This window comes from Bacteroidota bacterium, from assembly GCA_005882315.1.
Lineage (GTDB): Bacteria > Bacteroidota > Bacteroidia > Chitinophagales > Chitinophagaceae > VBAR01.
Window position 1 is genome coordinate 351,737 of the sequence record VBAR01000001.1, and the last position, 25,718, is coordinate 377,454.

General features: G+C 38.4%; 26 protein-coding genes. 10 read left to right on the top strand and 16 right to left on the bottom strand.

Annotated features, from left to right (window positions below):
- Positions 1-42: 42 nt before the first annotated feature.
- From E6H07_01355 to E6H07_01400, 10 genes are all read right to left on the bottom strand, one after another.
- Positions 43-885: a dihydrodipicolinate synthase family protein gene (locus E6H07_01355; GenBank protein TMI64591.1), complete on the bottom strand. Its 843-nt coding sequence runs from the start codon at positions 883-885 to the stop codon at positions 43-45.
- Positions 886-2,034: an iron-containing alcohol dehydrogenase gene (locus E6H07_01360; protein TMI64592.1), complete on the bottom strand. Its 1,149-nt coding sequence runs from the start codon at positions 2,032-2,034 to the stop codon at positions 886-888.
- A 13-nt stretch (positions 2,035-2,047) separates the two neighbouring features.
- Entirely contained in the window at positions 2,048-3,025 is a 978-nt protein-coding gene (locus E6H07_01365; protein TMI64593.1) for a dihydrodipicolinate synthase family protein, read from the bottom strand.
- Between the two features lie 92 nt (positions 3,026-3,117).
- Positions 3,118-4,689: a sodium/solute symporter gene (locus tag E6H07_01370; GenBank protein TMI64594.1), complete on the bottom strand. Its 1,572-nt coding sequence runs from the start codon at positions 4,687-4,689 to the stop codon at positions 3,118-3,120.
- A gap of 31 nt (positions 4,690-4,720) precedes the next feature.
- Positions 4,721-5,650 (bottom strand): ribosome small subunit-dependent GTPase A, encoded by a 930-nt coding sequence (rsgA, locus tag E6H07_01375; GenBank protein TMI64595.1) that lies wholly within the window; start codon positions 5,648-5,650, stop codon positions 4,721-4,723.
- A gap of 49 nt (positions 5,651-5,699) precedes the next feature.
- Positions 5,700-6,704, bottom strand: a complete 1,005-nt coding sequence (locus E6H07_01380; protein TMI64596.1) for a VWA domain-containing protein — start codon at positions 6,702-6,704, stop codon at positions 5,700-5,702.
- Positions 6,704-7,582: an LPXTG cell wall anchor domain-containing protein gene (locus tag E6H07_01385; GenBank protein TMI64597.1), complete on the bottom strand. Its 879-nt coding sequence runs from the start codon at positions 7,580-7,582 to the stop codon at positions 6,704-6,706. Before E6H07_01385 ends, E6H07_01380 begins: the two co-directional genes overlap by 1 nt.
- A 12-nt stretch (positions 7,583-7,594) precedes the next feature.
- Positions 7,595-8,467: a DUF58 domain-containing protein gene (locus E6H07_01390; GenBank protein TMI64598.1), complete on the bottom strand. Its 873-nt coding sequence runs from the start codon at positions 8,465-8,467 to the stop codon at positions 7,595-7,597.
- A 26-nt stretch (positions 8,468-8,493) separates the two neighbouring features.
- Entirely contained in the window at positions 8,494-8,871 is a 378-nt protein-coding gene (locus E6H07_01395; protein TMI64599.1) for a four helix bundle protein, read from the bottom strand.
- Between the two features lie 62 nt (positions 8,872-8,933).
- On the bottom strand, positions 8,934-9,935 hold the full coding sequence (locus E6H07_01400) for a MoxR family ATPase (protein ID TMI64600.1): 1,002 nt from the start codon (positions 9,933-9,935) through the stop codon (positions 8,934-8,936).
- 244 nt (positions 9,936-10,179) lie between these two features.
- On the opposite strand from E6H07_01400, the gene E6H07_01405 reads away from it, so the two are divergent.
- On the top strand, positions 10,180-10,635 hold the full coding sequence (locus E6H07_01405) for a hypothetical protein (protein ID TMI64601.1): 456 nt from the start codon (positions 10,180-10,182) through the stop codon (positions 10,633-10,635).
- A gap of 11 nt (positions 10,636-10,646) precedes the next feature.
- On the opposite strand, the gene E6H07_01410 is transcribed toward E6H07_01405, so the two are convergent.
- Complete coding sequence (locus E6H07_01410) at positions 10,647-12,329, bottom strand: NAD+ synthase (GenBank protein TMI64602.1); 1,683 nt, start codon at positions 12,327-12,329, stop codon at positions 10,647-10,649.
- 81 nt (positions 12,330-12,410) lie between these two features.
- Between E6H07_01410 and E6H07_01415 the strand changes: the two genes are divergently transcribed.
- Positions 12,411-13,427, top strand: coding sequence for a hypothetical protein (locus E6H07_01415; GenBank protein TMI64603.1), 1,017 nt, complete (start codon positions 12,411-12,413; stop codon positions 13,425-13,427).
- Between the two features lie 64 nt (positions 13,428-13,491).
- Here E6H07_01415 and apaG read toward each other — a convergent pair whose 3' ends face one another.
- On the bottom strand, positions 13,492-13,878 hold the full coding sequence (apaG, locus tag E6H07_01420) for a Co2+/Mg2+ efflux protein ApaG (GenBank protein ID TMI64604.1): 387 nt from the start codon (positions 13,876-13,878) through the stop codon (positions 13,492-13,494).
- 122 nt (positions 13,879-14,000) lie between these two features.
- Here apaG and E6H07_01425 point away from each other — a divergent pair, with 122 nt between their 5' ends.
- Complete coding sequence (locus E6H07_01425; protein ID TMI64605.1) at positions 14,001-15,452, top strand: NADP-dependent isocitrate dehydrogenase; 1,452 nt, start codon at positions 14,001-14,003, stop codon at positions 15,450-15,452.
- A gap of 25 nt (positions 15,453-15,477) precedes the next feature.
- The gene (locus tag E6H07_01430) at positions 15,478-15,702 is read left to right on the top strand and encodes a (4Fe-4S)-binding protein (GenBank protein ID TMI64606.1); all 225 of its coding nucleotides are present in this window, start codon (positions 15,478-15,480) and stop codon (positions 15,700-15,702) included.
- On the opposite strand, the gene E6H07_01435 is transcribed toward E6H07_01430, so the two are convergent.
- From E6H07_01435 to E6H07_01445, 3 genes are all read right to left on the bottom strand, one after another.
- A complete protein-coding gene (locus E6H07_01435) occupies positions 15,703-16,047 on the bottom strand; it encodes a translation initiation factor (GenBank protein ID TMI64607.1) in 345 nt (114 codons plus the stop codon). It lies immediately after the preceding gene.
- A gap of 30 nt (positions 16,048-16,077) precedes the next feature.
- The gene (nadC, locus tag E6H07_01440; GenBank protein TMI64608.1) at positions 16,078-16,932 is read right to left on the bottom strand and encodes a carboxylating nicotinate-nucleotide diphosphorylase; all 855 of its coding nucleotides are present in this window, start codon (positions 16,930-16,932) and stop codon (positions 16,078-16,080) included.
- 61 nt (positions 16,933-16,993) lie between these two features.
- Positions 16,994-17,383: a DUF4783 domain-containing protein gene (locus E6H07_01445; protein ID TMI64609.1), complete on the bottom strand. Its 390-nt coding sequence runs from the start codon at positions 17,381-17,383 to the stop codon at positions 16,994-16,996.
- Between the two features lie 194 nt (positions 17,384-17,577).
- Between E6H07_01445 and E6H07_01450 the strand changes: the two genes are divergently transcribed.
- The 6 genes from E6H07_01450 (at position 17,578) to E6H07_01475 (ending at position 24,455) form a co-directional block, all read left to right on the top strand.
- Positions 17,578-19,101: a 2,3-bisphosphoglycerate-independent phosphoglycerate mutase gene (locus tag E6H07_01450; protein TMI64610.1), complete on the top strand. Its 1,524-nt coding sequence runs from the start codon at positions 17,578-17,580 to the stop codon at positions 19,099-19,101.
- A 17-nt stretch (positions 19,102-19,118) separates the two neighbouring features.
- On the top strand, positions 19,119-19,634 hold the full coding sequence (locus E6H07_01455; GenBank protein TMI64611.1) for a cytochrome C: 516 nt from the start codon (positions 19,119-19,121) through the stop codon (positions 19,632-19,634).
- Between the two features lie 317 nt (positions 19,635-19,951).
- On the top strand, positions 19,952-20,530 hold the full coding sequence (locus E6H07_01460) for a sigma-70 family RNA polymerase sigma factor (protein TMI66435.1): 579 nt from the start codon (positions 19,952-19,954) through the stop codon (positions 20,528-20,530).
- A 39-nt stretch (positions 20,531-20,569) separates the two neighbouring features.
- Entirely contained in the window at positions 20,570-21,964 is a 1,395-nt protein-coding gene (locus E6H07_01465; GenBank protein ID TMI64612.1) for a PorT family protein, read from the top strand.
- Positions 21,965-22,062: 98 nt separating this feature from the next.
- Positions 22,063-22,653 (top strand): hypothetical protein, encoded by a 591-nt coding sequence (locus E6H07_01470; GenBank protein ID TMI64613.1) that lies wholly within the window; start codon positions 22,063-22,065, stop codon positions 22,651-22,653.
- Positions 22,650-24,455: an excinuclease ABC subunit C gene (locus E6H07_01475; GenBank protein TMI64614.1), complete on the top strand. Its 1,806-nt coding sequence runs from the start codon at positions 22,650-22,652 to the stop codon at positions 24,453-24,455. The genes E6H07_01470 and E6H07_01475 overlap by 4 nt, the downstream gene beginning before the upstream one ends.
- Before the next feature lie 237 nt (positions 24,456-24,692).
- Here the strand turns inward: E6H07_01475 and gldN are convergent, their stop codons facing one another.
- The gene (gene gldN / locus E6H07_01480; protein ID TMI64615.1) at positions 24,693-25,709 is read right to left on the bottom strand and encodes a gliding motility protein GldN; all 1,017 of its coding nucleotides are present in this window, start codon (positions 25,707-25,709) and stop codon (positions 24,693-24,695) included.
- Positions 25,710-25,718 lie beyond the last annotated feature (9 nt).

Consider the following 25,718-nt stretch of genomic DNA (forward strand, 5'->3'; position numbering starts at 1 on the left):
TTCTCAAGCACCTCAGTTTCCCCCTTCAGGGGGTTAGGGGGCTTATAATGGTGGCATCACATATTCGTTACATAATCCTTTTTCCTTCATCAGTAATTTTAATGCATGCAGGCTTTCGCCAAGTGTCCGGTTGCTTTGATACAAAGCTCCATAATCATTGCTTAGCTTTTGCATAGCAAACATTTTTTCTTTATCATCTTTTGCAAAAGCTTTCAGCATATCTGCATAAATTTCGGGATACAGGTTTCCTGTGCTGGGTACCAATCCATCTGCACCACGCAATAACGCGTCAGCACTTTTAGCTGCCCACCCAAGGATATAGTGAAAATCTTTCCTGTCTTTCCAAAGTCGCAATGACTCATTCATTCTTTCCTCGCTTCGTTCGCTGTCTTTTACCCCCACTATGTTTTTATGATTACTCAATTCATCAATGACATGCAGCGGTATGCTCATATGCGTAGTAGCCGGAATATTATAAATAAACAATGGCATTGAAATGTTGTTTGCCAGTGTTGTAAAATATTTCAGCATCTGTTTTTCAGTCAAGCCATAATAAGAAGGGAGTGTTGCCACTACCACATCAATAGCATGCAGTGAACAGTATGATGCAAATTCTATACTCTCTGCTAATACATTTGAACCAATGCCTGCATAAAGCAGCGAACCCATCTTTTTATTTTTTCCGGCAGCCAGCACATAATCTTTCTTTAACTGTAAAGACAATGATGCTGACTCACCTGTTGTACCCAGAATAAATGGGGAAATACTGAGCTGGTAAAATGAAGTAAAAAGTTTTGCTATAGCATTTTCATCTATCTGCAGTTTCTCAGTCAGTGGTGTTACTGCCGGAACAATTACTCCTGTATATTTTTTTTCTTTGCTCATTTAATAAGCCGCTTTATAAATTTCAATTGCATCTTTTTCTTCAATTAGCCTTGGGTTATTTTTTAATAATCGCTGAATCTTTAAAGCATCAACCGCCATTTGCGGAATTGCTGATTCAGGAACGTTGACTTCTTTTAATGTTGCGGGGATACCACAAGCCTTGATCAACTCTCTTATTTTTTTTACTCCTGCACAAGCTGTTGCTTCATCCTTGCTTTGCCTTTCGCAACCTAAAGCGATAGCAACCTCTGCATATTTCTTTGTTGCTGCCGGAATATTATACTCCATTACATAAGGAAGCAACAAAGCATTAGATAATCCATGCGCCAGGTGAAACATACTTCCTAATGGATAAGATAAGGCATGAACACCGGCTGTATTTACCGGCCCCAAACAAAAACCGCCTAGCAGGCTTCCCATTGCAACTTTTTCTCTTGCTTCGATATTCTTTCCATCCTTCACTGCGGTAACAATATTCGCAGCTATCAACCGCATACCTTCATAAGCATACATATCAATAAAAGGTTGAGAAAATTTATTTGTATATGCTTCTAAGCAATGTGTCAATGCATCGAGCCCTGTTGCTGCCGTAATAGCAGGAGGAACAGATATAGTTAATAAAGGATCAACATAAACAATATCAGGAACCAGGTAAGGACTAATGATTCCTTTTTTCTGGTTTTCATCATCTACTAAAATTGCATTAGGAGAAACTTCGCTACCAGTACCAGAAGTAGCAGGTACACAAATCAATTTCTTTTTTCTTCCTTTTAATAAACCAATGCCAACATAATCTTTCAGTTGTTGCTCATTTTCCAGTTGTGCCGCTACAAGTTTTGCAATATCCAAAACACTTCCTCCCCCAATACCAATGATCACATCGGGATTGAATGGAGTTGCAATTTTCATCAGCTTTTCAAAATCAGCAAAGGTTGGTTCCTGTACAATCGATGTATCTGTTACAACCTCAATGTTGTTTTGCTTTAGTGCACCCGTAAAATCTGCGATTGAATTCAGCAGAGGAGAAATGGTGGCAATAAAAACCCTGTTGGGTTTTAGCTGAACTACTTCATCAGCTAATTGAATCAATATACCATTACCAAAAACTAATTTGCCCGGAAAAAATATTTTAAGCGAAGAGTCAAGCATCGTTATTCATAAATTAAATAGCAGCATCCAGCGGATATTTTGGCAGCATCAGTGATTCAATATCCACAGGTTTTATTTCCAATCGTTCGCACCATGTTTTAAAACTATCGTGAATTTCATCCAGTGTTTTCTTTTGTTCCGGTGTTAGTTCCAGTGCCGTTGCACGGCTTATCGTTCTTACTGGTAAACCACGTTTACGTAAAAAATATTTTGCACTCATAGGGTAAGCAATATGTATAAGCGGATCAACCCGGCTGATTTCCCCCTGAAGCCATTTCACATCTTCCTGCTTGTCGGGGTTGGTTGCATTGCTCACCATCCATACCAGTATCTCCGGATAAAAATTACCACTGATAGATGACATCCCTTTTGCGCCCATCTGTAAACTATACATTGCATTGGGTGAATGCGCATCATAAAATTCAAAGTTGCTGTTGGCATTTTTTACTACGTCCAGTTTTGCTTTCACACTTTCCAGGCTTATCGAAGTGTCTTTATGATATACAAAGCGATTAGATGCTAACAACGTTTTAAAAACTTCTGTGCCCAATATTCTTTTGTACGGCGCCGGGCATTCATACATACCCAGCGGAATATTTCCGGTGAGCTTAAACATCCTTTCAAAATTGCGAAGCAGGATATCATCACTGTCTTCAATATTCGCATAGTGGCCCGTTATCAATATCGCAGCATCGATACCGGTATCATAAATCTTTTTTGTAAACTCTGCCTTATCATCAATCGTTAAACCAAATGATGAAGTAGCCACCACCGGCACACGACCATTTACATACCGCACTACATGCTGTGTCAATTCCAGTCGCTCATCTTCGGTAATGCTGTACATTTCACTGCTCAGGCAGTTGGCAAAAAAACCTTTTACGCCGGCAGCGAGATAAAAATCAATCAGTGTACTCACCGCATCCAGGTCAACCTTTGCCTTCAGGTTGAAAGGTGTGATCATCACCGGCACAAATTTCTTATCAGACATAATTTTCCTGAATTTAGAATGTATAAATATTCAAAGTTTTGTCACCCCCAAAAATGTAAAATCTGACTATTCTGATGCAGAATTTTCCTGTTTTACCCTTCTGCCGCTGCTGCCCTTGCAGCTTTTAATTTAGTTAGCAATAAACCTGCTAAAAATATCGTCAGCGTTCCCACAACGATGATCATGTTCTTATGAAGGGGGCTTTTCAAAAAACTATATTCACCTGTGAGTCTGTCGCTGAATGTCATCCATAAAATAACCACGATACCAATAATCGTTGCTGTAAACGCTTCTGCATTTTTTGACTTGCGGCTTATCAATCCCAGTAAAAATAAACCCAGCATACCGCCGGCAAAAATTCCTGACAGTTCCCACCAGATATCAAGCAAACTTTTAGAACCGATCATTGCCAATCCGGTACATAAACCAATTAAACCAAAAATAACTGTGGCAATATGCAATGAAAACAATTGCTGCTTATCATTAATATTTGGTTTGAAATATTTTTTATAAATATCCATCGTGAATACCGTTGCACTTGCATTCATATTGCTGCTGATAGTGCTCATAGCTGCAGAAAGTATGGCAGCTACAATCAGTCCTACTAACCCCGTTGGCACTTTTGTTACCATAAAATGTGGCAGCACTTTATCGGCATAATCTGCCGGGTTATAAGATGCAGCCAACGAAGCAATTTGTTGTGATGATGCTCCACTCCCTAATTGTTCAGCCGCCTGTTTTATTCGTACAGGATCTATTAATTCAGGTTGTGTCTGGTAAAAAGAATAAAGTGCAGTACCAATGATAAAAAACAATAAGGAGGCAGGCACATACATAGCCACACAAAGCCATACTGATTTTGCAGCCTGCTTTTCAGATCTTGCGGTATGATAACGTTGAATATAATTCTGGTCCATGCCAAAATTATTCAGGTTGATAAAAAAGCCATACAACAATACCATCCAGAATGTAGACGTGGTAAAGTTGGGCGACAGGCTTCCAAGACTTATTTTATTATCAGCTTTTGCGATCTCAATTACTTTATTTATTCCTCCAGGGATTTCTCTTATCACTAAGAATAAGATGAGCAATGCGCCCAATGTTTTAATAATTCCCTGTACCACTTCTGTCCATATCACCGCTTCCATACCGCCAAGCACTGTATATATTATTATACAAATACCCATTACAATCATAATGCTTTGCATAGAAAAACCAGTCAGTGCCTGTAGACTCAACGCCATTCCAAAAAATATGGAGCCCATTCTTGCAAACTGAGTAAGTAAGAAACAAATCACTGCATAGGTTCTTGCCCATGGGCCAAAACGTTTTTCTAAATGCGTATAGGCTGATATTTCACCTGTGCTTCTGTAAAACGGAACAAAATATTTTGAGGCTACCCATGCAGCCAGTGGCATAGAGATACTGAACACAAAAGCATTCCAGTTACTGCCAAATGCTTTGCCCGGCACTCCGAGAAAAGTATTACTGCTTAAAAATGTTGCATAAATAGAAAGCCCGATTGCCCAGCCGGGAATTTTGCCGGATGCTTTTGTAAACTGTTCGCTATTTTTATTTCGCCTGGAAAAATAAAAACCGATCGCCACCATTGCAAGAAGGTAAATGATGATGATGGTAATATCTATTAATGGAAGATTATTCATTCCGGTATTTTAAATGGACCCTCCGTCGTGATCAATACTTCTTTTCCTCGATGCTTTCTAAAATTCCATAATAACTTACAAAGCGGTCTTCATGTATTTCTCCATTCGACACAGCTTCTTTTATAGCACAGCCCGGTTCATTTATATGCAGGCAATTATTAAACTGGCAACCGTTTAGCCTGTCACGCATTTCAGGAAAATAATGTGAAAGTTCCTGTTTTGAAATATCTACCAACCCAAATTCCCGCATGCCGGGTGTATCAATGATGGAACCTCCATCCGGCAGGTCAAACATTTCGGCAAATGTGGTGGTGTGCTGCCCCTTACCACTCCAGCCACTAATATCTTTTGTTTTCTGGTTCAGGTCAGGAAGGATTGTATTCAACAAAGATGATTTACCTACACCACTATGCCCGCTGATCAATGTGATCTTGTCTTTGAGTTGTTCTTTTAATGCATCTATACCATCATTGTCTGCTACACTCGTTAAAAAAACTTTGTAGCCCACTGCTTCATACATTTTTTTCCATTGTTCATACTTATCCGATTCTTTCTTTTTATGTAAATCACTTTTATTAAAAACGATAACTGCGGATACATGATACATTTCAGAAGCAACCAAAAACCGATCGATGAAGCCTTGTGAAGTTCTTGGCTCTTTTAAAGTTGCCACCAGCATGGATTGGTCAAGATTTGCAGCAACAATATGATGCTGATGCTTCATTCTTGGACTTTGCCGGTTAATGTAATTACGGCGTTGAAGAATTTCAGTGATCATAGCCGTTCCTTCGTTTTCATTCTCTGCTTCTATTTCCACTTCATCACCCACAGCAACGGGATTGGTACTTGTTATCTCTTCATCAATTTTAAATACGCCTTTCATACGGGCATTATGCCAGTTGGCATTTTCATCTTTTACAGTGTACCAACTGCCTGTTGATTTATATACGATTGCTTTCATTCGACTGCTAATTTACAGGAATGAGAGGGAATGTTTCTGATTATGTGTATCAGGGGAATTTTTTGAGCAGGGTAAAGCGGAGTAACACTTCTAAAAATAATAAACCCAGTGCAGCCAGTACAAATGGTAAAAATTTTTCTTCTGCTCTTTTAAAAGTAGTAACCTCAATTCTTGATTTGGTAAGCACGTCTATCTGTTCATAAATTCTTTTCAGGCCGTCTTTATTAGTAGCCCGGAAATATTGACCTCCTGTTTCATTAGCAATTTTTCTCAATAATTCTTCATCAAGATGATCGCCAGCCGCATTTTTTTTCCGGCTTACATTTTCGGTAACAATATCTCTCGGAACAATAGCACTCATGCCTATCGTATAAACTTTTACCCCTTTGGACTTGGCAATTTCCAACGCAGTCAACGGATCAATCAGTCTTGTTGCCGGCGCATCTTCTTTTCCATCTGTCAGCAGAATAATTACTTTACTTGCTGCTTCACTTTTACTCAATCTGTCTGCCGCTGTTGCAAGACCTTCTCCTATTACTGTACCATCGGTTAAATATTTTCTGCTTTCCAGTGATTGAATTTGTGCAATGAGTGTATTGCGGTCAGTTGTAAGTGGAACCTGTGTAAAACTTTCACCGGAAAAAATAACGAGGCCGATCCTGTCAATGGGCCGGTTCTTTACAAAATCGACCGCTACTTCTTTTGCTGCTTCCATTCGGGAAGGCAAAATATCTCTTGAACCCATACTTCCACTTACATCCATGCAGAGTACGATATCAATCCCTTCACCCTCTTCATTAGTTTCGCTGTGATGACGCTGCGGACGAGCCAGTGCAACAATCAGGCAACTCAATGCTAGTAACCGGAATATAAAAGGAAAATGGCGTAACCGGTTTTTATAGGTGATCACCTTGAAAGACTCACTTGTACTTACTGTGAACGAAGCCTGCTTGTTTCTTTTTACATACCACCAGATCATTAGGGGCAGCAGTATAAATAAACTGAAGCAAAAAGGGTAAGCAAAATCAATATGTCGTAACCATTCGTAAAGCATCAGGGTAATTGTTCTAAATATTGAATTGTGTTTTTCATTGTTTCAAAAGCTATAGTATCATCTTCAACAGCAGACTGATATTTTGCAAATTTTACAAAATCACTCAACTGTAATGCCTGCTGCAACTGATTGTATTTATCCTTATCTGGCATTATCATTCTTAACTGCATAACCAGGCCATCTGTTGTTTTCTGTAGCGACAAAATATTTTTCTTTCGCAGCACATAAAGTTTAAAAATCTCGACAAGTCTTGTGTGAAAATCTTTACCAGGCAGGTTTTGTTTTTTTAATTCAGCCAACTGCTTCATTGCTTCTTCATAAGCATTTAAAGCCAGCGCTGCTACCGGTACAGGTTTCTTTTTCTTTCTAAGTAGTAAATAAATCAATAATAGAATCAAAACTGTTCCGGCAACGGCATACCAAAGCCAATCCTTTTTTTCTTTTTCTTTTACTTCAATGATGTCTTTTATGTCATGATACTCCTGCTCCGGGTTAAAGGGTGAGAAAGCAACATCAATAGGTATCGTATCTGATTTTACTTTTGCGTTTAATACAAAAGAGGGAATTACCCAATGCCCTGAATCAAAACTTGTAAGGGTATAAACAGTTTTTATGGCTTTGCTCTTTGCCTCAAAAAAGGAATCAATTTGTGCCGGTTGCAAAAATTCGAAATGTTCAATGGTATCAATTACAGGAAGGCGACCATTATACTTTGAAGGAACAACTATTTCTACAGTAAACTTCAGTGGCTCGCCGATCAGTATTTTATTTTTATCAACCGATGTTTTTATTTGTATGTCTTTCTGCGCAGCAACCTGACCCAGGAAACAAACCAGTAAAAAAGAAAAAACTACCCGGTATAAACTCATTTTATTCATTTCGTAAGTGCATTAGCGGTTACGGCTGATAAAAAATCGCTGCAGCACCTTTACATAATCCTCATCCGTACGCAGGTGTAGCAGATCACATCCTGCTTTTTTAAAAGTTTCATTACTATAATTTGTTACCCTGAAAAATTCCTGTTCATAATTATAACGTACAAATGAATCATTGCTATCGATCCATTTTTCCTTGCCTGTTTCTGCATCATGTATATGCAGCATACCTGCAGCCGGTAACTGCTGATCCATTTTATCATATATCTTAATGCCGATCACATCATGCTTTTTTCCCGCCACCCGCAGGGCATCATTATAATTGCTGTCAATAAAATCGCTCAGCACAAACGCAATGCTTTTTTGCCGGGTAGTATTGGTAAAATATTTCAGCGCCTTACCCAGATCTGTGCCACCGTTCTTTGGTTCTATAGTAAGCAACTCACGAACGATAAACAAAGCATGCTGTCTTCCTTTCTTCGGAGCAACAAACTTTACCACATCACCGTCATAGAATATCACACCTATTTTATCATTATTATTTACTGCTGAAAAACTAAGCACTGCTGCGATCTCAGTGATAATATCTTTCTTACTGGCGTTTATGGTTCCGAACAAAGAACTATTGCTGATATCAACCAGCAACATCACAGTCAATTCTCTTTCTTCCTCAAACAACTTACTATAAGGATGACCCATTCTTGCTGATACATTCCAGTCTATAAACCGGATATCATCCCCTGCCGCATACTCACGAACTTCTTTATAGCTCATCCCCTTTCCCTTAAATGCACTATGGTATTCACCCGTAAACAGATCACTGGTGAGTTTTTTGCTTTTGATTTCAAGCAAACGAACTTTTTTTATTATCTCGGTTGTTGTGAGCATGCAAGGTGTAAGGTGTCGGGTGTCAGTTATTTTAAATTAGAATTATTTTCAAAATATTTAATCAGGCCTCCTAAAAGTTTTCTACATTCTTCCATTTGCAAAATTAAACTTTCAAATACTGGTCCTGACAAGTACATTAAATCATATGCGATATACAATTGTGTTTCCAATTCATACAATGAACCTCTTGCAATATGAAAGAAGTGAAGGGTTTCCTTTTTGTATTGCCTGCCATATCCTTCTGCAATATTTGACGGTATTGAAATTGCGCATCTCCTCATCTGTGATGTAAGTCCATAAAGTTCTTCTTTGGGAAATTCTTTTGTAAAAAGATAAATCTCTTTGACAAAAGCTCTTGCCTTAATCCAAACATCTAGTTCCCGGTATGTTTTATATTCTGACATTAAACTTAAATAATACACCACCAAACCTGACATCCGACACCTTACAACTCACATCTTGTATCTTACGGCACATTAACAGCCTTCACCACTTCTTCAACAACATTGGCAACATCCACTCCTTCTGCTTCTGCTTCATATGTTAATCCAATACGATGACGCAATACATCCATACAGATACTTCTTACATCTTCCGGTATTACATATCCTCTCTTATTTAAAAAAGCATGAGCTTTTGATGCTAGCGCCAGGTTGATGCTTCCTCTTGGTGAAGCCCCATAACTGATCAACGGTTTCAGCTTTTCCAATTTATATTGTTCAGGTTTACGTGTTGCAAAAACAATATCCAGGATATACTGCTCGATCTTTTCATCCATATATATTTCTCTTACCATTTCTCTCGCATTCATGATTTCCTGCACAGATACAACCTGCTTCACTGAAGGATAAGTTATTCCTTGCACATTTTGCCTCAATATCATTTGCTCTTCATGCATTTTTGGGTAATCAACGATCACTTTCATAATAAACCGGTCAGCCTGTGCTTCAGGCAATGGATAAGTTCCTTCCTGCTCCAATGGGTTTTGCGTAGCAAGAACTAAAAATGGTTCTTCCAATTTATAAGTAGAGTCACCAATAGTCACTTGTTTTTCCTGCATAGCTTCCAGCAAAGCACTCTGCACTTTTGCTGGTGCACGGTTTATTTCATCAGCAAGGATAAAATTTCCGAAGATGGGACCCTTGCGTACTACAAATTCATTACGCTGCTGGTTATAGATCATTGTACCGATCACGTCGGCAGGCAATAGATCGGGTGTAAACTGTATACGACTAAATTTTGCATGAATAGCTTGCGCCAGACTTTTAATGGTAAGCGTCTTTGCAAGCCCGGGCACACCCTCGAGTAATACGTGACCATTACTCAATAACCCGATCAGTAGTTTATCAAGCATGGCGGATTGGCCCACGATTACATGGCCCACTTCCTCTCTTATTTTTTCTGTAAACTGTCCCGCATTACTTATGCGTTCATTAAGTTTCCTGATGTCTTCAGCAGTTTTTAACATTGTTAGATTTTATTTTGTTGAGCCGGGTTTAGTGGTTGTGTTAGGTTATCGTTGCACAGTTTAGCCTGTACAAAGCGAAGGAACTCTTGCACCTCCGGTGGTTCTGCCCGGCAAAATACGAACTTGCATTTAGCAAAATGCCTGCCGTTATGCTGAATGGCGTAATATTTGGGTAAAATATCCCGGTAAAGTACTTTCCCGGCCCGAAATTCGTTTAGTATTTTTATGCTTTAAATCCATGAATATGAAAAGATACTCTACACTTTTAGTTTGCAGTTTAATTATGATGGCCTTTATTTACAGCAATTGTAGTAAAAGCGATCCACCGCCGCCACCACCATCCAATTCTGAATTACTCGTTCGTTCTTCATGGAAATTCAAATCTGCCTCTGCTCAGGGTATCGGCGATGTATCAGGAAATATCCCTGCCTGCTATAAAGACAACCTGAATGTATTTGTATCAAACGGTACCGGCAGCGTGAATGAAAGCACCGATATCTGCTCACCATCTTCTGCGGGGCCTTTTACCTGGAGTTTTCAAGCAAACGAAACACAATTATTTATATCAACGGTATTATTCCCCGGAGGTTCACAGACGTTTAATTTCATATCTGTCAGCGAAACTGAATTGAGAATTTCACAAACAGTAACACCGCCGCTTTCAACTCCTTTACTGATAACATTTATATTCCAGCATTAATTGAAGAACAATTAACTGAGATATTTACCAACTATCGGCACCCTTCTGCCTACACCAAATGCTTTGGGTGATATGCGAATGATAGGGCAAAATTGGTTTCGCTTATACTCATTTATATTTACCATTTTCAAAATCCGGTCAACCAATGCAGCATCAAAACCTAATGCTTTGATCTCATTCGGCCCTTGCATTCTTTCTATATATTGATATAGAACTTTATCGAGTATTTCATAATCTGGTAAACTATCGCTGTCTTTTTGATTAGGTCTCAACTCTGCACTCGGGGCTTTGGTAATTATATTTGGAGGAATGATTTCTCCGTTGCGGTTTATGTATTTAGCCAATTCATACACCTGCATTTTATAACAATCACCCAACACACTCAATCCACCGGCCATATCGCCATACAATGTTCCGTAACCGGTTGCCAGTTCACTTTTGTTGGACGTGTTTAATAATATATAGCCGAATTTATTGGCGATAGCCATTAATAAATTCCCTCTCACCCTTGCTTGTATGTTTTCTTCTGCCAGCCCAAATGGCAAATCTTTATAAACGGGTTTAAGCTCAGTAAGAAATGATTCAAAAATATTTTTAATAGGAACGATATCATAAGGATTCCCGATATTCTTACTTAATTGTTCTGCATCATCAACTGAATGCGAAGTAGAGAATTGTGAAGGCATTAAAACAGCCCTTACATTTTCTTTTCCCAATGCAGTACATGCAAGAGCAATAGTAACAGCGCTATCAATACCGCCACTGCTTCCAATGATCGCTTTGGTAAAACCCATTTTTAAAAAATAATCACGGATACCGAGTACGATTGCATCATGAACCTGGTGAATATTAAGGTCCTTTTCAAAATGTAATGGCGTTAACTTTTTATCAGGCACACGACTCGCTGGTTCAAGAATTTTTCCATTGATAGTACCGTCGTCATTTAATTCAATCACATCAACTGCTTCTTTAAACATTGGCGACTGGTGACAAAGATTGCCATGCTTATCAAATACGAGTGATGCTCCGTCAAACACAATTTCTGTCTGGCTGCCAATTGCATTGCAGTAAAACATCGGCAATTTATATTTCATCACATTCGCTTTGATAGTGGCCTTGCGGTCTTCATCATGAGTGTAATCAAACGGCGAAGCAGAAAGGTTGATCATTACATCTGGGTTTTGCTTCATGAGGATGTCCATCGGGCAAATACGGTATAATGGGTTGTCGCCAAGATTCCAGATATCTTCACAGATCGTAATTGCCAGTTTTTTTCCTTTAAACTCCACCACATTCCATTCATAAGCCGGTTCAAAATAACGATACTCATCAAACACGTCATAGTTTGGCAACAGTGTTTTATGTATTTCAGCCTTTATTTCTTTTTCATATAGGAAAAATGCTGCATTAAATAAGTCTTTACCTTCCTTTCTGGGGTTGCGGGCAGGTGAGCCCACTAATACTGCAATCGTATCAGCATGTTGTTTTATTTCATCAACCGCGGCATAACATTTATTGATATAATCATTAAAGTCTAGAAAGTCGCGGGCCTGGTAGCCACTTACACTTTGCTCAGAAAAAACGATAAGATCGGCCCCTTGCTTTTTTGCGTAGTTAATTGCTTCAATAATCTTCTTAGTATTTCCTTCTATATTCCCGATATGATAGTTCTGCTGGGCCAGTGCTATTTTCATAACACAAATTTACAGATTTGAAAAAAGGAATTAGCCCTAATTTCGCCACAACATTATTAACTCCACCCCGTTTTATAATCCATGAAAAAACTCTTTTTACCGATAATCTGCGTTTTACTCGTTATTTCCTGTAACAATAAACCGAAAGGCCCGGATGTTTCAAACATTAAAATTGACCTGAAACTCGAACGGTTCGAAAAGGATTTCTTTTCAATTGACACTAATAAGATCTCCGAAAACCTTACGCAACTACTAACTAAATATCCCGGATTCTATGCAGACTTTATGCAGGGGATGCTTGGTATTAACGGCGACCCTTCAAACCTCGAAGAACAGGCAAAAGTGAAAGAGTTTTATGCGGCTTATAAATCTTTCAACGATTCATTGCTTATTAAGTATAAATCAACGACCGATGTTGAGAAAGAAATAAAGAATGGGCTACAGCATGTAAAATATTATTTTCCTGATTATAAAATTCCCGGGTTCATTACTTTTCTCAGTACACTCGATGGACCTGGTGTTGCATTGACCAGTAACTATATTGCAATCGGCCTGCAACAGTATGCTGGAAAAGATTTCGTTCCTTACCTCGATGAAGAATTTCAGCGGTTATTCCCCCGCTATGTCTCCCGCCGTTTTGATGAAGAGTTTATTGCTGCCAATTGTATGAAGGCCATTGCGGATGAATTATTTCCTGAGCAAACAATTGGCAAGCCATTGGTAGAACAAATGATTGAAAAAGGAAAACAATGGTATCTCGTTGATCTATTTTTACCCAATGCGGCCGATTCAGTAAAAACCGGCTATACCAAAAAACAATTGGATTGGTGTAAAAAAAATGAAGGTGAGGTATGGAGTACAATAATTAAAAATGAAGATCTGAATTCAGTTAACCCTACAGTTATTCAAACGTATATTGGCGAAGGACCTTTTACACAAGGTTTCTCGCAGGAAAATTCTCCGGGAAATTTGGGTCAGTGGTTTGGCTGGCAGATCGTAAAAAAATATGCAGAAAAAAATCCATCACTAAAACCTGCCGATATCATGCGTACGGATGCAAGAAAAATTTTAGATGAAGCAAAGTACAAACCGATGTAATTAGCAAATTAGTTAATTTGCGAATGTGTGAATGATCAAAAAATATGGGCTACTAAATCAGTAATTAGTTATTCTTAAAGGGTGCCATCATTTCAAAAGCAGGAATATTTACATCGAAGAATTTTTTAGAATGCATGTTTTCCATTTGGTAGGTACCGGTCATTCTACCCATTTCAGTACGAAGATTACAACCACTTACATATTGATATCTTTCACCTGGTTTTAGTACAGGCTGTACACCAACAACACCTTCACCTTCTACTTCACGTTGGGCACCATTACTATCATAGATGAACCATTGACGACGATGTAACTTAATAGGAAATTCATTTCCATTTTCGATGGTAATGCGATAAGCAAACATAAATTCGAACTGAACAGGATTACTGTAGTCGGGTTGGTAGAAAGTTTCTACGCTGATTGTAACGCCTTCTGAGATTTTACTTACCATACAAGCAGAGATGTTTAATAAAGATATGCAAACAAAATTATTATCACACATGTTTGCGAATAAAACATTTCAACATAGTAGATTTGCGATTCAATCATTGAATCAAATCAAAAAATTTAAGTATGAAAATTGCAGTTGCGAAAGGAGATGGCATCGGACCGGAGATAATGGAGGCTGTCCTTAGTATTTTTACTGCTAACAATGTGCCTTTGGAGTATGAATATGTAGATATGGGCAAATGGGTTTTCGATAAGGGTTTTAATAATGGTATGACACCGGAAGCCAAACAATCCATCGAAAATCTCGGGTTGCTTTTTAAAGGCCCGATGGAAACACCAAAAGGCAAAGGAGTAAAAAGCATTAACGTAACTGCACGTAAAACATGGAACACATTTGCAAACAAAAGAGATTTTCAAACCCTGCATGGAGTAGATACCGTTTTCAGTAAAGCAGGAATACTAATTGACATTACAATTGTAAGGGAAAACATTGAAGACACTTATGGTGGCATTGAACATATGCTTACACATGATGTGGCCTTGAGCCGTCGCTTCATCACCCGCCCAGGCAGTATGCAGGTAATACGTTATGCTTTTGAAATGGCGAAACAGAAAAATGCAAAGCGCATCACCTGTGGTCACAAAGCGAACATCATGAAAATAACGGATGGTTTATTCCTCGATTGTTTTTATGAAGTGGCAAAAGAATATCCCGAGCTCAAAGCAGATGACGTGATTGTTGATGACCTCTGCATGAAACTGGTTGTAAAACCTGATACTTTCGATGTAGTAGTACTAACTAATCTTCAAGGCGATATTGTAAGTGATCTATGCGCAGGTCTTGTTGGTGGTTTGGGTTTTGCGCCTTCCGCAAATATTGGTGATCATATCGCCATCTTCGAAGCTGTGCATGGCACAGCCCCGGATATTGCAGGAAAAAATATTGCAAATCCAACTGCATTATTATTAAGTGGCCTTGCAATGCTCCGTCATGTTGGGCTTACTGAAAATGCAGCGATCATCGAAAATGCATTGCTTTATACTTTGGAAAACGGTGTGCATACCGGTGACTTTGGTGACAAATCAATTCCTGCAGTTAATACAACTCAATTTGCAAATGCTATTATTGGCAATTTTGGAAAGAAGCCAAAAACAAATCCCAGGGAAATTATTCCGAACGTTCCCGGTACACCAACACCATTAAAATTATTCAGCAATTCAATGATGGTTTCTATAGAACCTGAAAATGAGTTGATCGTTGGTGTTGATCTATTTATTGAAAGTAATGAGCAGCCAATGGCTATCGCGGAAAAATGCAAACAACATGGGGGTGTAAAATTCAATTTGATAAGTATAAGTAACCGCGGTACGCAGGTATGGCCAACAGGTTCAGTATATACCAATCTCGTTAATCAATACAATGTTCGTTTTGAAAGCATCAATGATGAACCGCTTAATCAACAGGATGTGATCGGACTGTATGTAAGCATGAGTGGGAGTTTCAAAATCTGTTCATTCGAATTATTGAATATGTGGGAAGGCAAGAAAGCATATAGTTTGGCACAGGGGCAGTAGCTAACTTGTAATTATTCAAAGTATCATGCAAAAAACTTTTAAATATCCCAATGGAGAAATAACTGTGATCTGGAAGCCGGATTTGTGTATTCATTCTGGTATTTGTGCAAGAGGTTTACCGGGAGTATTCGATCCTAAAAGAAGGCCCTGGATCGATACGAGCCAGGCCGAAACACATCAGATCATTGAGCAGGTAAAAAAATGTCCAAGCGGAGCATTGAGTATAATGATCGATGAAGATGCAAAATAATTAACCAGCTTTTTTTGAATCCTTATACCCATTCTTTATCAGCCATTGCAACACTTTATCCCGCTGATCGCCTTGTACTATTATCTCGCCGTCTTTTGCAGAACCACCCGTGCCACAAAATGATTTTAATTTCTTTCCCAAATCTTCGAGGTCTTCGGGTTTTCCAATAAAGCCAGTAATTAATGTCACGGCTTTACCGGCCCTGTGTTTTGCATCGAGCCAAATTCTGAGTTTTTGCTGAGCCGGAAATAATGTAATCGCTGACTTCTGCTCTTCTTCAAATTTAAAACCCGGATCAGTGCTATAAACAAAACCCCTGCTATCCGGTTTATTCTTTTTACTCATAAAATCATTTAATATAATTTCATTCCATAATCAGGCAATCACAGCTTTCAAGCTCAAATCCAAACTCTTCGCCTGGTGAATCAAAGCTCCCACACTTACATAATCCACTGCGGTTTCAGCATACTCTTGAATATTTTCAAGATTAATCCCACCACTTGCTTCCGTTTCAAATATTTCTCCAACCAATTTTACTGCTTCACTTAATTGAGTCGGTGTAAAATTATCCAGCATCACGCGGAATACTTTTCCTTTTCCAACAGTAATAACTCTTTTTACATCCTCAATACTTCTTGTCTCTATTTCAATTTTCAAATCTGGTTTAATATTCTGCACATATTGCCATGCCTTATCAATTGCTTTTTCAATCCCGCCACAGTAATCAATATGATTATCCTTCAGCATTATCATATCATACAATCCAAAACGATGATTTACTCCTCCTCCAATTCTTACTGCTTCTTTTTCCAGCAAACGGAAATTTGGTGTGGTTTTTCTTGTGTCTAAAAGTTGCGTCTTATAATCTTTTAGCTTATCGGTGTATTGTTTTGTGAGTGTTGCTATACCACTCATTCTTTGCATGCAATTCAGCACAAGTCGTTCGCATTTTAAAATAGTATGCACAGATGCTCCCACTTCAAAAGCTGTTTCTCCATGTTTCATTTCATCACCATCTTTCTTAAAAGCGGTAAAAACTGAAGCCGGCTCTTTATAGGAGAATATTGTTTTTGCTACTTCCATTCCCGCCAATATTCCATCCTGTTTTATTTTAAGAATAGCTTTGCCTTTTGCCGTTGCTTCAATACAACTTAATGTGGAATGATCACCATCACCCACATCTTCTTTTAATGCTTCATCTATTAAATGCCGGAGTTGTTCCTTATTCATTACATCAAAAATAAAAAAGCCCCGCCAAACAGCGGGGCTTTTAAAATATTATCCTAATTATTTACTCGATAGATTGAAATCTTACTTCATTCACCATTTGCTTGCCGCCTTTGTTTTTTGCAAAAACAGTAGTACGGAAACTACCTTGTGAAGTGGTCAGCGTACCAATGCAATATTCACCACCATTCTGATCGCCTTTGTGTTTTACCTCAAAGCCTTTCACTTTATTGTTGGCAAAAAAATCTTTTACAATATTCTGTGCCTGGGCTTTGCTGTAAGTATCACTTTTGTCCGGAAGGGTTAATTCAACATTATTGTCAAAATAACTTCCGAACTCATTTGCATTACCGCTTTTTAATGCACTTATCACACCATCAATAGTACCGGGTTGGGTAAATGCTGAAAGCATTATTAAGCCAACCGCAACCAAAGAAGAAAACAATGTTTTCATAATGTGTAATTTTAATTCACCAGTAGTTAATCTAAAAATGTGCCACAGTTAGGCCTTCTATTTCCCTGTAAAACTACTAAACTGTACATTTAAGCTCAAACTGCCAACTGTTATTTCTTTTAAACTTAGTTTTGCCCCGCATTTATACCTGTAAATGAACGGTTTTTTACGAACCGGCTAAAAATTGTTAATAAATGAGTTCTAAAAAAGTAATGTTAGTCATTATGGACGGCTGGGGACTTGGAAAAGTTGTCTCTGCCGATGCCATACAAAATGCCAATGTGCCATTTACCCGGTCGCTTTACAACAAATATCCCAACACTACTTTGACCACTTGTGGCGAACTGGTAGGATTACCGGATGGCCAAATGGGTAACTCTGAAGTTGGTCATTTGAACTTGGGTGCCGGCAGGGTGGTTTACCAGGAATTACAAAGAATTAATGTGGCTGTAAAAACCGGCGAGTTAGCACAAAACAGTGTTTTTCTCAATGCTATTCGTTTTGCAAAAGCGAATAATAAACCGCTTCATTTAATCGGTCTTGTAAGTGATGGTGGCGTGCATTCGCATATTAATCACCTGAAAGCAATTGTTGATGTTTGCAAAAAAGAAAATCTTTCAAATGTCTTTATACATGCATTTACCGATGGCCGTGATTGTGACCCTAAAAGTGGGTTAGGTTTTATAACAGATCTACAGGCTCATCTGAATAGCTCAGTTGGCAAAATTGCATCTGTAAGTGGCCGTTACTATGCGATGGATCGGGATAAAAGATGGGAACGGGTAAAACTGGCTTACGATGCTTTGGTAAATGGAACCGGTGCAAAAGCTACTGATGCAATAGCTGCCGTTGAAAATTCTTATGCATCAAATGTTACTGATGAATTTATAAAACCTACCGTGGTTGTTGATGAGGCCCAGCAGCCATTAGCTGTTATAAAAAATAATGATGTCGTTATTTGTTTCAATTTCCGTACGGACAGATGCAGGGAGATCACACAGGTACTTACACAAACAGATATGCCTGATCAGGGAATGAAAAAATTATCGCTTCACTACACAACGATGACGGAATACGACAAGACTTTCAAAAAGGTAAATGTTATTTTTGAAAATGATAATCTGAATAATACAATTGGCGCTGTAATAGAACAAAATGGATTAAAACAAATCAGGATTGCCGAAACAGAAAAATATCCGCATGTCACTTTCTTTTTCAGCGGAGGCCGTGAAGAGCCTTTTACCGGTGAAAAAAGAATCATGATACCTTCACCAAAAGTGGCAACATACGATTTAAAACCTGAGATGAGCGCAATTGAATTAACCGATGCCATTTTACCAGAGATAAAAAATAAGACCTTCGATTTTTGCTGCCTGAATTATGCCAATGCTGATATGGTTGGCCATACCGGCATTTGGAAAGCCGCTATTAAAGCGGTGGAAACAGTTGATAGTTGCGTAGAAAAAATAGTTACTGCTGCTTTGGCAAATGGTTATACTGTTTTCTTAACTGCCGATCATGGAAATGCAGATTACATGATAAACGAAGATGGCACTCCTAATACTGCACATACACTAAATCTTGTTCCTTTTTTTATTATTGATAAAGAATGGAAAGGAACGATCAAACCCGGTAAGCTAGGTGATCTGGCACCAACTATTCTTACCATGATGAATTTGCCCATTCCTAAAGAAATGACAGGAGAAATCCTAATTTAGCGCATCAAAAAATAAGTATGAAGAAATTTTTTAAGACAGTTGCCTGGATATTGTTGATTGCCTTTTTAGCTATCCAGTTTTTTCATCCAAAGAAAAACAAAAGCGAAGGCGACCAGCCTAATGCTTTTGCAAAACTTCATGCCATACCGGATGATGTAAAGTCTATTTTAAAAAAAGCCTGTGACGACTGTCATACCAATAACACTGTTTATCCCTGGTATAGTAAAATACAACCTGTAGACTGGTGGCTAGATGACCATATCGTAGAAGGTAAAAGAAAATTTAACCTTGATGAATTGGGGAAAGCCCCGATCTGGAGACGGTACGATAAAATGAAAGATGTAGTTAAAACAGTAAAAGAAAATGAAATGCCGCTGGACAGTTATACATGGATACATAAAGATGCAATTCTGAATGATGAAGAAAAAGCAAAACTTACTGGTTGGGCCCAAGGCATAATGACTGAAATGGAAGCAAAATTTCCTGCCGATAGTCTGAAGCGACCTAAAAGACCTGAACCTCCTAAACAATAAAAACGCTTAAGAAAATACTGGCTATTCCTTTGCTGGCATTATCAATTATGCCGGTGATATTTTCTATCTGTTTTTTTGTACAACCTTTGCGTCTGGTTTTTCATTAGCAGGAAGGATTTTTATCGTTGCTCTTAGAACTGATATAAAATAACAGGAATTGGGCAGCTTACCGGATTTTAATTTGCGGTAGCTGCCCAGCCCTTTAAATTTCTCCCCCAAGCTGTAGAATTAATTCCTGAAACCTTTTAAATTTTACATTTCCATGCAGCATTCGTGTCAAAAAAATGTCTAATTTACAGGCAACCCAAAGGGAGACTATGACCGAGGAAGCCATTTTACAAGGTTGTTTAAAAAATGATTCGATAGCTCAGCGAGAATTGTATAACAAATACAGTTCTAAAATGCTGGCGGTATGCTATCGCTTCGCTCATAACCGGGAGGATGCTGAGGATATGCTTCAGGAAGGATTTATTAAGGTTTTTACGCAGATGCATTCTTTCGAAGGCAGGGGATCATTTGAAGGTTGGATTCGCCGGATCGTTGTACATACCTGTATTAACATCCTGAAGCGTAACAAAAAGTTCAATGAAAGTGTTGACTTGATTCATGCTACCACTGCTGTAGTAAGGGAAGAGTCGATACCCGCTATCATCCAGGCTAAACAGATAGTGGAATGTATCAGGCTTTTACCAATTGGTTACCGCACAGTATTGAACCTCTATGCTGTGGAAGGTTACAATCATAGGGAAATTGCAGTGATGTTGGATATTGAAGAAAGCACAAGCCGAAGCCAGTATACCCGTGCAAGAGCAATGCTGGAAGATATACTGATAAGAAAAAGAATTTTGCACAAACCAAAGCAGAATGTGGATTGGTTGATGGCCGTAGGAAAATAATTTAAACCATATCACGTATCCTATAATCGCCGACTGACTATGGAGAGAAATTTTGATAACAGGGATTTTGAGCAGTTTTTAAAAACGAATGCTGATCAATATAAGATGTATCCATCTGGAAAAGTGTGGGACGAAATTAATAATTCGCTTCACCCCCGCCGGAGATGGATAGGCATTGGGGCATTACTGCTTTTAGTTACAGGAGCTATTGTTTCATCTGTAATGATTTTGAGCCCGGGGTCTTCAAATAATGAAATAACTCAACAATCACAAGCTGGAAAGACCAGTCAATCACAAAAAGCAATTCCTGAAATAACAACTAAACCTGCTTCTGTATTAAGAGTAGCAGAGGCAGACAAACCAATTGCATCGATCAGGATTCCTTCTATCATATATGATAATTCAACAGTAACAAGCTATACAGAAGAAGCGGTCATGCAGCCTGAAGATTTTACAACAACTGCACATTCTGAAAAACAAAAAACTGAACGCATTGCAGAAGTAGCTACAGAAGACTGGTATGAAGTAAAAAATAAATCTTATTCCCCTTCACTGGTTATTGGTGAACAACCTGCAGCATTTGATCAGAATTTCCAGGTAAATAGCGAAAGACAAATCAAAGCCGCTCAGGTAAAACAAAATTCATTTTCTTTAGATGCCTCAAAACCAAGTTCAGAACAAGCAGTCGCTACTCCTAAAAAAATTGAAAGAAAATACATCGGGTTCCAGGTCTACTTTACACCTGGCGTAACTTATCGCCGCTTGTCAGAAAATAAAGAAACGATACTTGCAGCATCAGGTAGCCCTTCTATTCCCACAAACCTGGCTTTGCAGGATGTAAAGAATGTAGTAACACATAAACCTGATATAGGATTTGAATTGGGCATTGCAGTAAAATACCCACTCAGTAAAAGAATTGCTTTAAAAACAGGATTACAGTTTAATATAAGTAAATACGATATCCGTGCATTCAGTTATTCAGGTGAACCGGCAACTATTGCCATGCAAGGTAATAATCAGCCATCGGTTATCCGCACATCCTACTACAGGAACTCCAGCGGCTACCGCCCTAACTGGCTGACCAATGTTTATTTTTCTCTTTCAATGCCTATCGGAGCTGATGTAAAAATTTTAGATGGTAAAAAGGTGGATCTCGGCTTAGGATTAACAGCACAACCAACCTATTTATTGGATAACAGGGCTTACCTGCTCTCAACCGATTTTAAGAATTATGTAAAAGTACCCGACCTGATGCGCCGTTGGAATATGAATGGAGCTGCTGAAATAATTGTAGATGTTAAAGCAAAAAGATCAAACTGGCAGATTGGTCCGCAGGTTCGCTACCAGGCCCTGTCAAGCTTTAAAGACAAATATCCTGTCATAGAAAATCTTTTCACTTTTGGCCTGAAGGCAGGCGTTACGTTTAATTATTGATCCGACACTAACTGCTGCTATGCTTGCAGAATTATCCCGGTTCGTTTATTCGACCGGGATAATCGTTTATAAAAGATTGTTTTCATTTATTTTTGGGCATGAAAACATCTATTCCCTTGCTCATGGCGCTATTGTTTATAGCCGCTTGTAAATCTCCTGAAAAAAAAGACGACAATAAAAATGAACGGGTCACTCCTGTGCTTTCTTTTATACAAGGCCAGGTTGCGCAAATTGACACTTCACTTTTTGCAATTAGAAGAATTGAAATACTGGATAGTCTGCATTCGGATACAATTGATATTTCCAGGACTGAATTTCGTGCTCAGGCAAAAGATTTTCTTGACATACCAGACATAAGTCTTGAAAAATATAAAGATCAATATAAAGAGAGCCAGACTTATGACCAGGATTTAAAGCTCATCTCCTTTCTCACCTTACCAAAGTCTACATCCCAGTCATCAGATATTCAGAAGCAGGAAGTAATTATTAAACCTGATGCAGATGGTGGAAAAATCAGGACAATTTATATTGACAGGGAGATTACAACTAAAGACAGTTCGGTTATAAAAAAAATGATATGGCAGGTAGATGAATACTTCCAGGTATTAACATTAAAACAATTACCCGGTCAGCCAGAAACCACACATATTTTAAAAGTTACCTGGAAAGATTATACTAAACCAGAATGACGTCTGTTGAATTTAGAAAAATACAAAAAACAATTCCTGATAATCCCGGTATTTATAAATATTTCGATGCCGGCAATGAGCTGATCTATGTAGGTAAGGCCCGAAGCCTGCGGAAAAGAGTCAGCTCCTACTTCACAAAAACTTTTACCGGATATAAAACACATGAGCTGGTAAAACGAATCAGCAAGATCGAGTTTGTCATTGTCGGCTCTGAACAAGATGCGTTGCTGCTTGAAAATTCCTTGATAAAAGAATTTCAGCCCAAGTATAATATCAGTTTAAAGGATGATAAATCATATCCTTATATCGTAATAAAAAAAGAACCTTTCCCGAGAATATTTTTTACCCGCAGACTTATAAAAGATGGTTCGGAATACCTGGGCCCTTTCACATCAGTAAAAAAAGTTAGAGAGTTGGTTGAGTTCATTCGGAATACAATTCCGCTCAGGACCTGTTCACTTAATCTCAGTAAAACAAATATTGAAAAAGGAAAATTTAAGGTTTGCCTGGAATATCATTTGGGCAATTGTAAAGGTCCATGCGAAGGACTTCAGGATGTAGACAATTACAATGAAAATCTTAAACAGGTAAGAAACATTCTTAAAGGTAATCTCTCGGAGGTGGTTAATTACTTTAAAAGAGAGATCAAATCTGCCGTTGAAAACCTCGCCTATGAAAAGGCAGCTATACTAAAAAAGAAAATTGAGTTTCTTGAAAACTACCAGGCTAGTTCAGTGGTAGTAAATCCGCGGTTTGGTAATGCTGATGTTTTTTCTATTGTAAAAGAAAATCAAATCGCTTATATCAATTACCTGATGGTGAGAAGTGGCACAATCGTACAGTCTCATACAATACGAGCTGAAGCCAAACTTGAAGAGACCGAACAAGAAATTCTTGAACTCTGTATTCAAAATATGCGTACCACCTTCAACAGTGATGCAAAAGAAATAATAGTTCCTGTTATTATTACCCCATGCCAACCGGATGTAATGATAACAGTGCCCCGCTCAGGTGATAAGAAAAAACTGCTGGATCTTTCTTTTAAAAATGCTGGTTATTATATAGAAGAGATCAAAAACAAGGATCGATTGAAATTAGGTATAAAAAACAGCACCAGCTTTGAAACTCTTGAGCAACTGCAAAAAGATCTTCAACTTTCAAGTCTACCTGTACATATTGAATGTTTCGATAACTCCAATTTCCAGGGAAGCTACCCTGTATCAGCGATGGTTTGCTTTAAAAATGGAGAGCCATCAAAAGCTGATTACAGGCATTTTAACATCAAAACTGTGGTCGGGATCAATGATTTTGCCTCGATGAAGGAAACTGTTTTTCGGCGCTATAAAAGGCTTACTGAAGAAGGCAAGGATTACCCTCAACTTGTGATCATTGACGGAGGAAAAGGGCAATTAAGCTCAGCTAGTGAGGCTATTCGTGAACTGGGGCTTGAAGGGAAGATGACACTTGTTGGGCTAGCAAAAAATGAAGAAGAGATCTTTTTTACGGGTGATAGGGACTCCCTTAAGCTCCCATTTAACAGCCAAAGTTTAAAATTTATCCGAAAGATCCGGGATGAGGTACATCGTTTTGGCATAACATTTCACCGGAAAAAAAGAAGTGCCGGCACCTTTAAAAATGAACTAGAGGATATACGGGGTATTGGGAAAGCAACTGCAGATATGCTATTGAAAGAGTTTAAATCAATAAAGAATATCAGGAATAAAACGATAGAGGAGCTTGCTTTAGTTATAGGGCATTCAAAGGCAAGTACGGTTTTGGGCTATTTCAGGGATAAAAGCTAATTAATTAGTTAGAAGTGTCTATAAAAAAAATGGGGCCCGGATAGAAATCCAGCCCCGTTTTTAAAATCCAATATCCTATGAAAAACCATGACGAAAATACAACATTATTCAATATAACAAATAGGATAATTACGATTTACTGAAGTTTTTTTTAATAAATATTTGGATGTTCATACAAACAAAATATCCCGCTTTTGGCGGGACATTTTGAGTATTGAAAGTAAATACAGTTTGTAATTAATACGACCACAGGTTCTGCTCGAAATTGAAGATTTTATCCTTAATGTTATCACCTTCAAGAAGGGCAAGAATCTGGTTTCCGTTCAATAATGACCTGATTGGTTTGAACGATGGGTTATCCAAAGTAGATTTAACAATATAGCTGCTGAACATGCGGCTTTCAAATAACTCCTCCCATGTCATACGGCTTTGTCCCATATTCTTTGGATTATACACTTCATATTTAGCCAATGTAGGACGCAGGTCAGGATAATAAACCCAGAATAAAACTGACTGGCCCAGTTCCTGGCCACTTGGCAAATACTTAGTTTGTAAAGGCGCCAGACCTAAAATACGACAGACAAGTCTGCTTGATTCACGGTCAAACACCCACTCTTCTTTCATTGCAATTTTATTTACTGATTTGACATCAAAGCTTGATTTGGTCACTTTATAATATAATGTCTTATTGATGTCATTAGGATCAGTAACCGGCACTGTATCATTCTGGCCTGCTGTTTTTTGATTAATATCGTCAACTGATAAAGGTGTTGTAAATCTGTCATCAGAAAAAGCTGTAACCTGTCCGCTCTGAACTGCTTTCATAAGAATGTCTACAAACATCTGGCTTCCGTTATCATCTTCAGTCTCGTATTTGAATACAAGATTCAATTTTTCACGCAGATCCAGTTCTCTCCAAACCTTCTCAGCATAAAACGCATCATCCCAGCGGATATGCTCATAAGGTAAGGGAGTGCGGGCAGTCAGGTTTCCTTTATCAAAGGCATTATCGTTACGCAAGCCTTTTTTAACTTCTGCTTGCTTCATGCCTGCTGAATCTACAACGATCGGAATACCGGCTGTTGGATTATAAGCCGGAGCATTATTATTATTTACCTGTTGCTGAGGCTGACGGTTAGAAGTATCAGCAGGATTTCTTCTGCCTGATCTACCGGAACGCTGTGCAGCAGCATCAGATGCAATAATCATAACAAATATTCCCAGCAAACTGATTTTTACAAAACACCTTTTCATATCTATCCA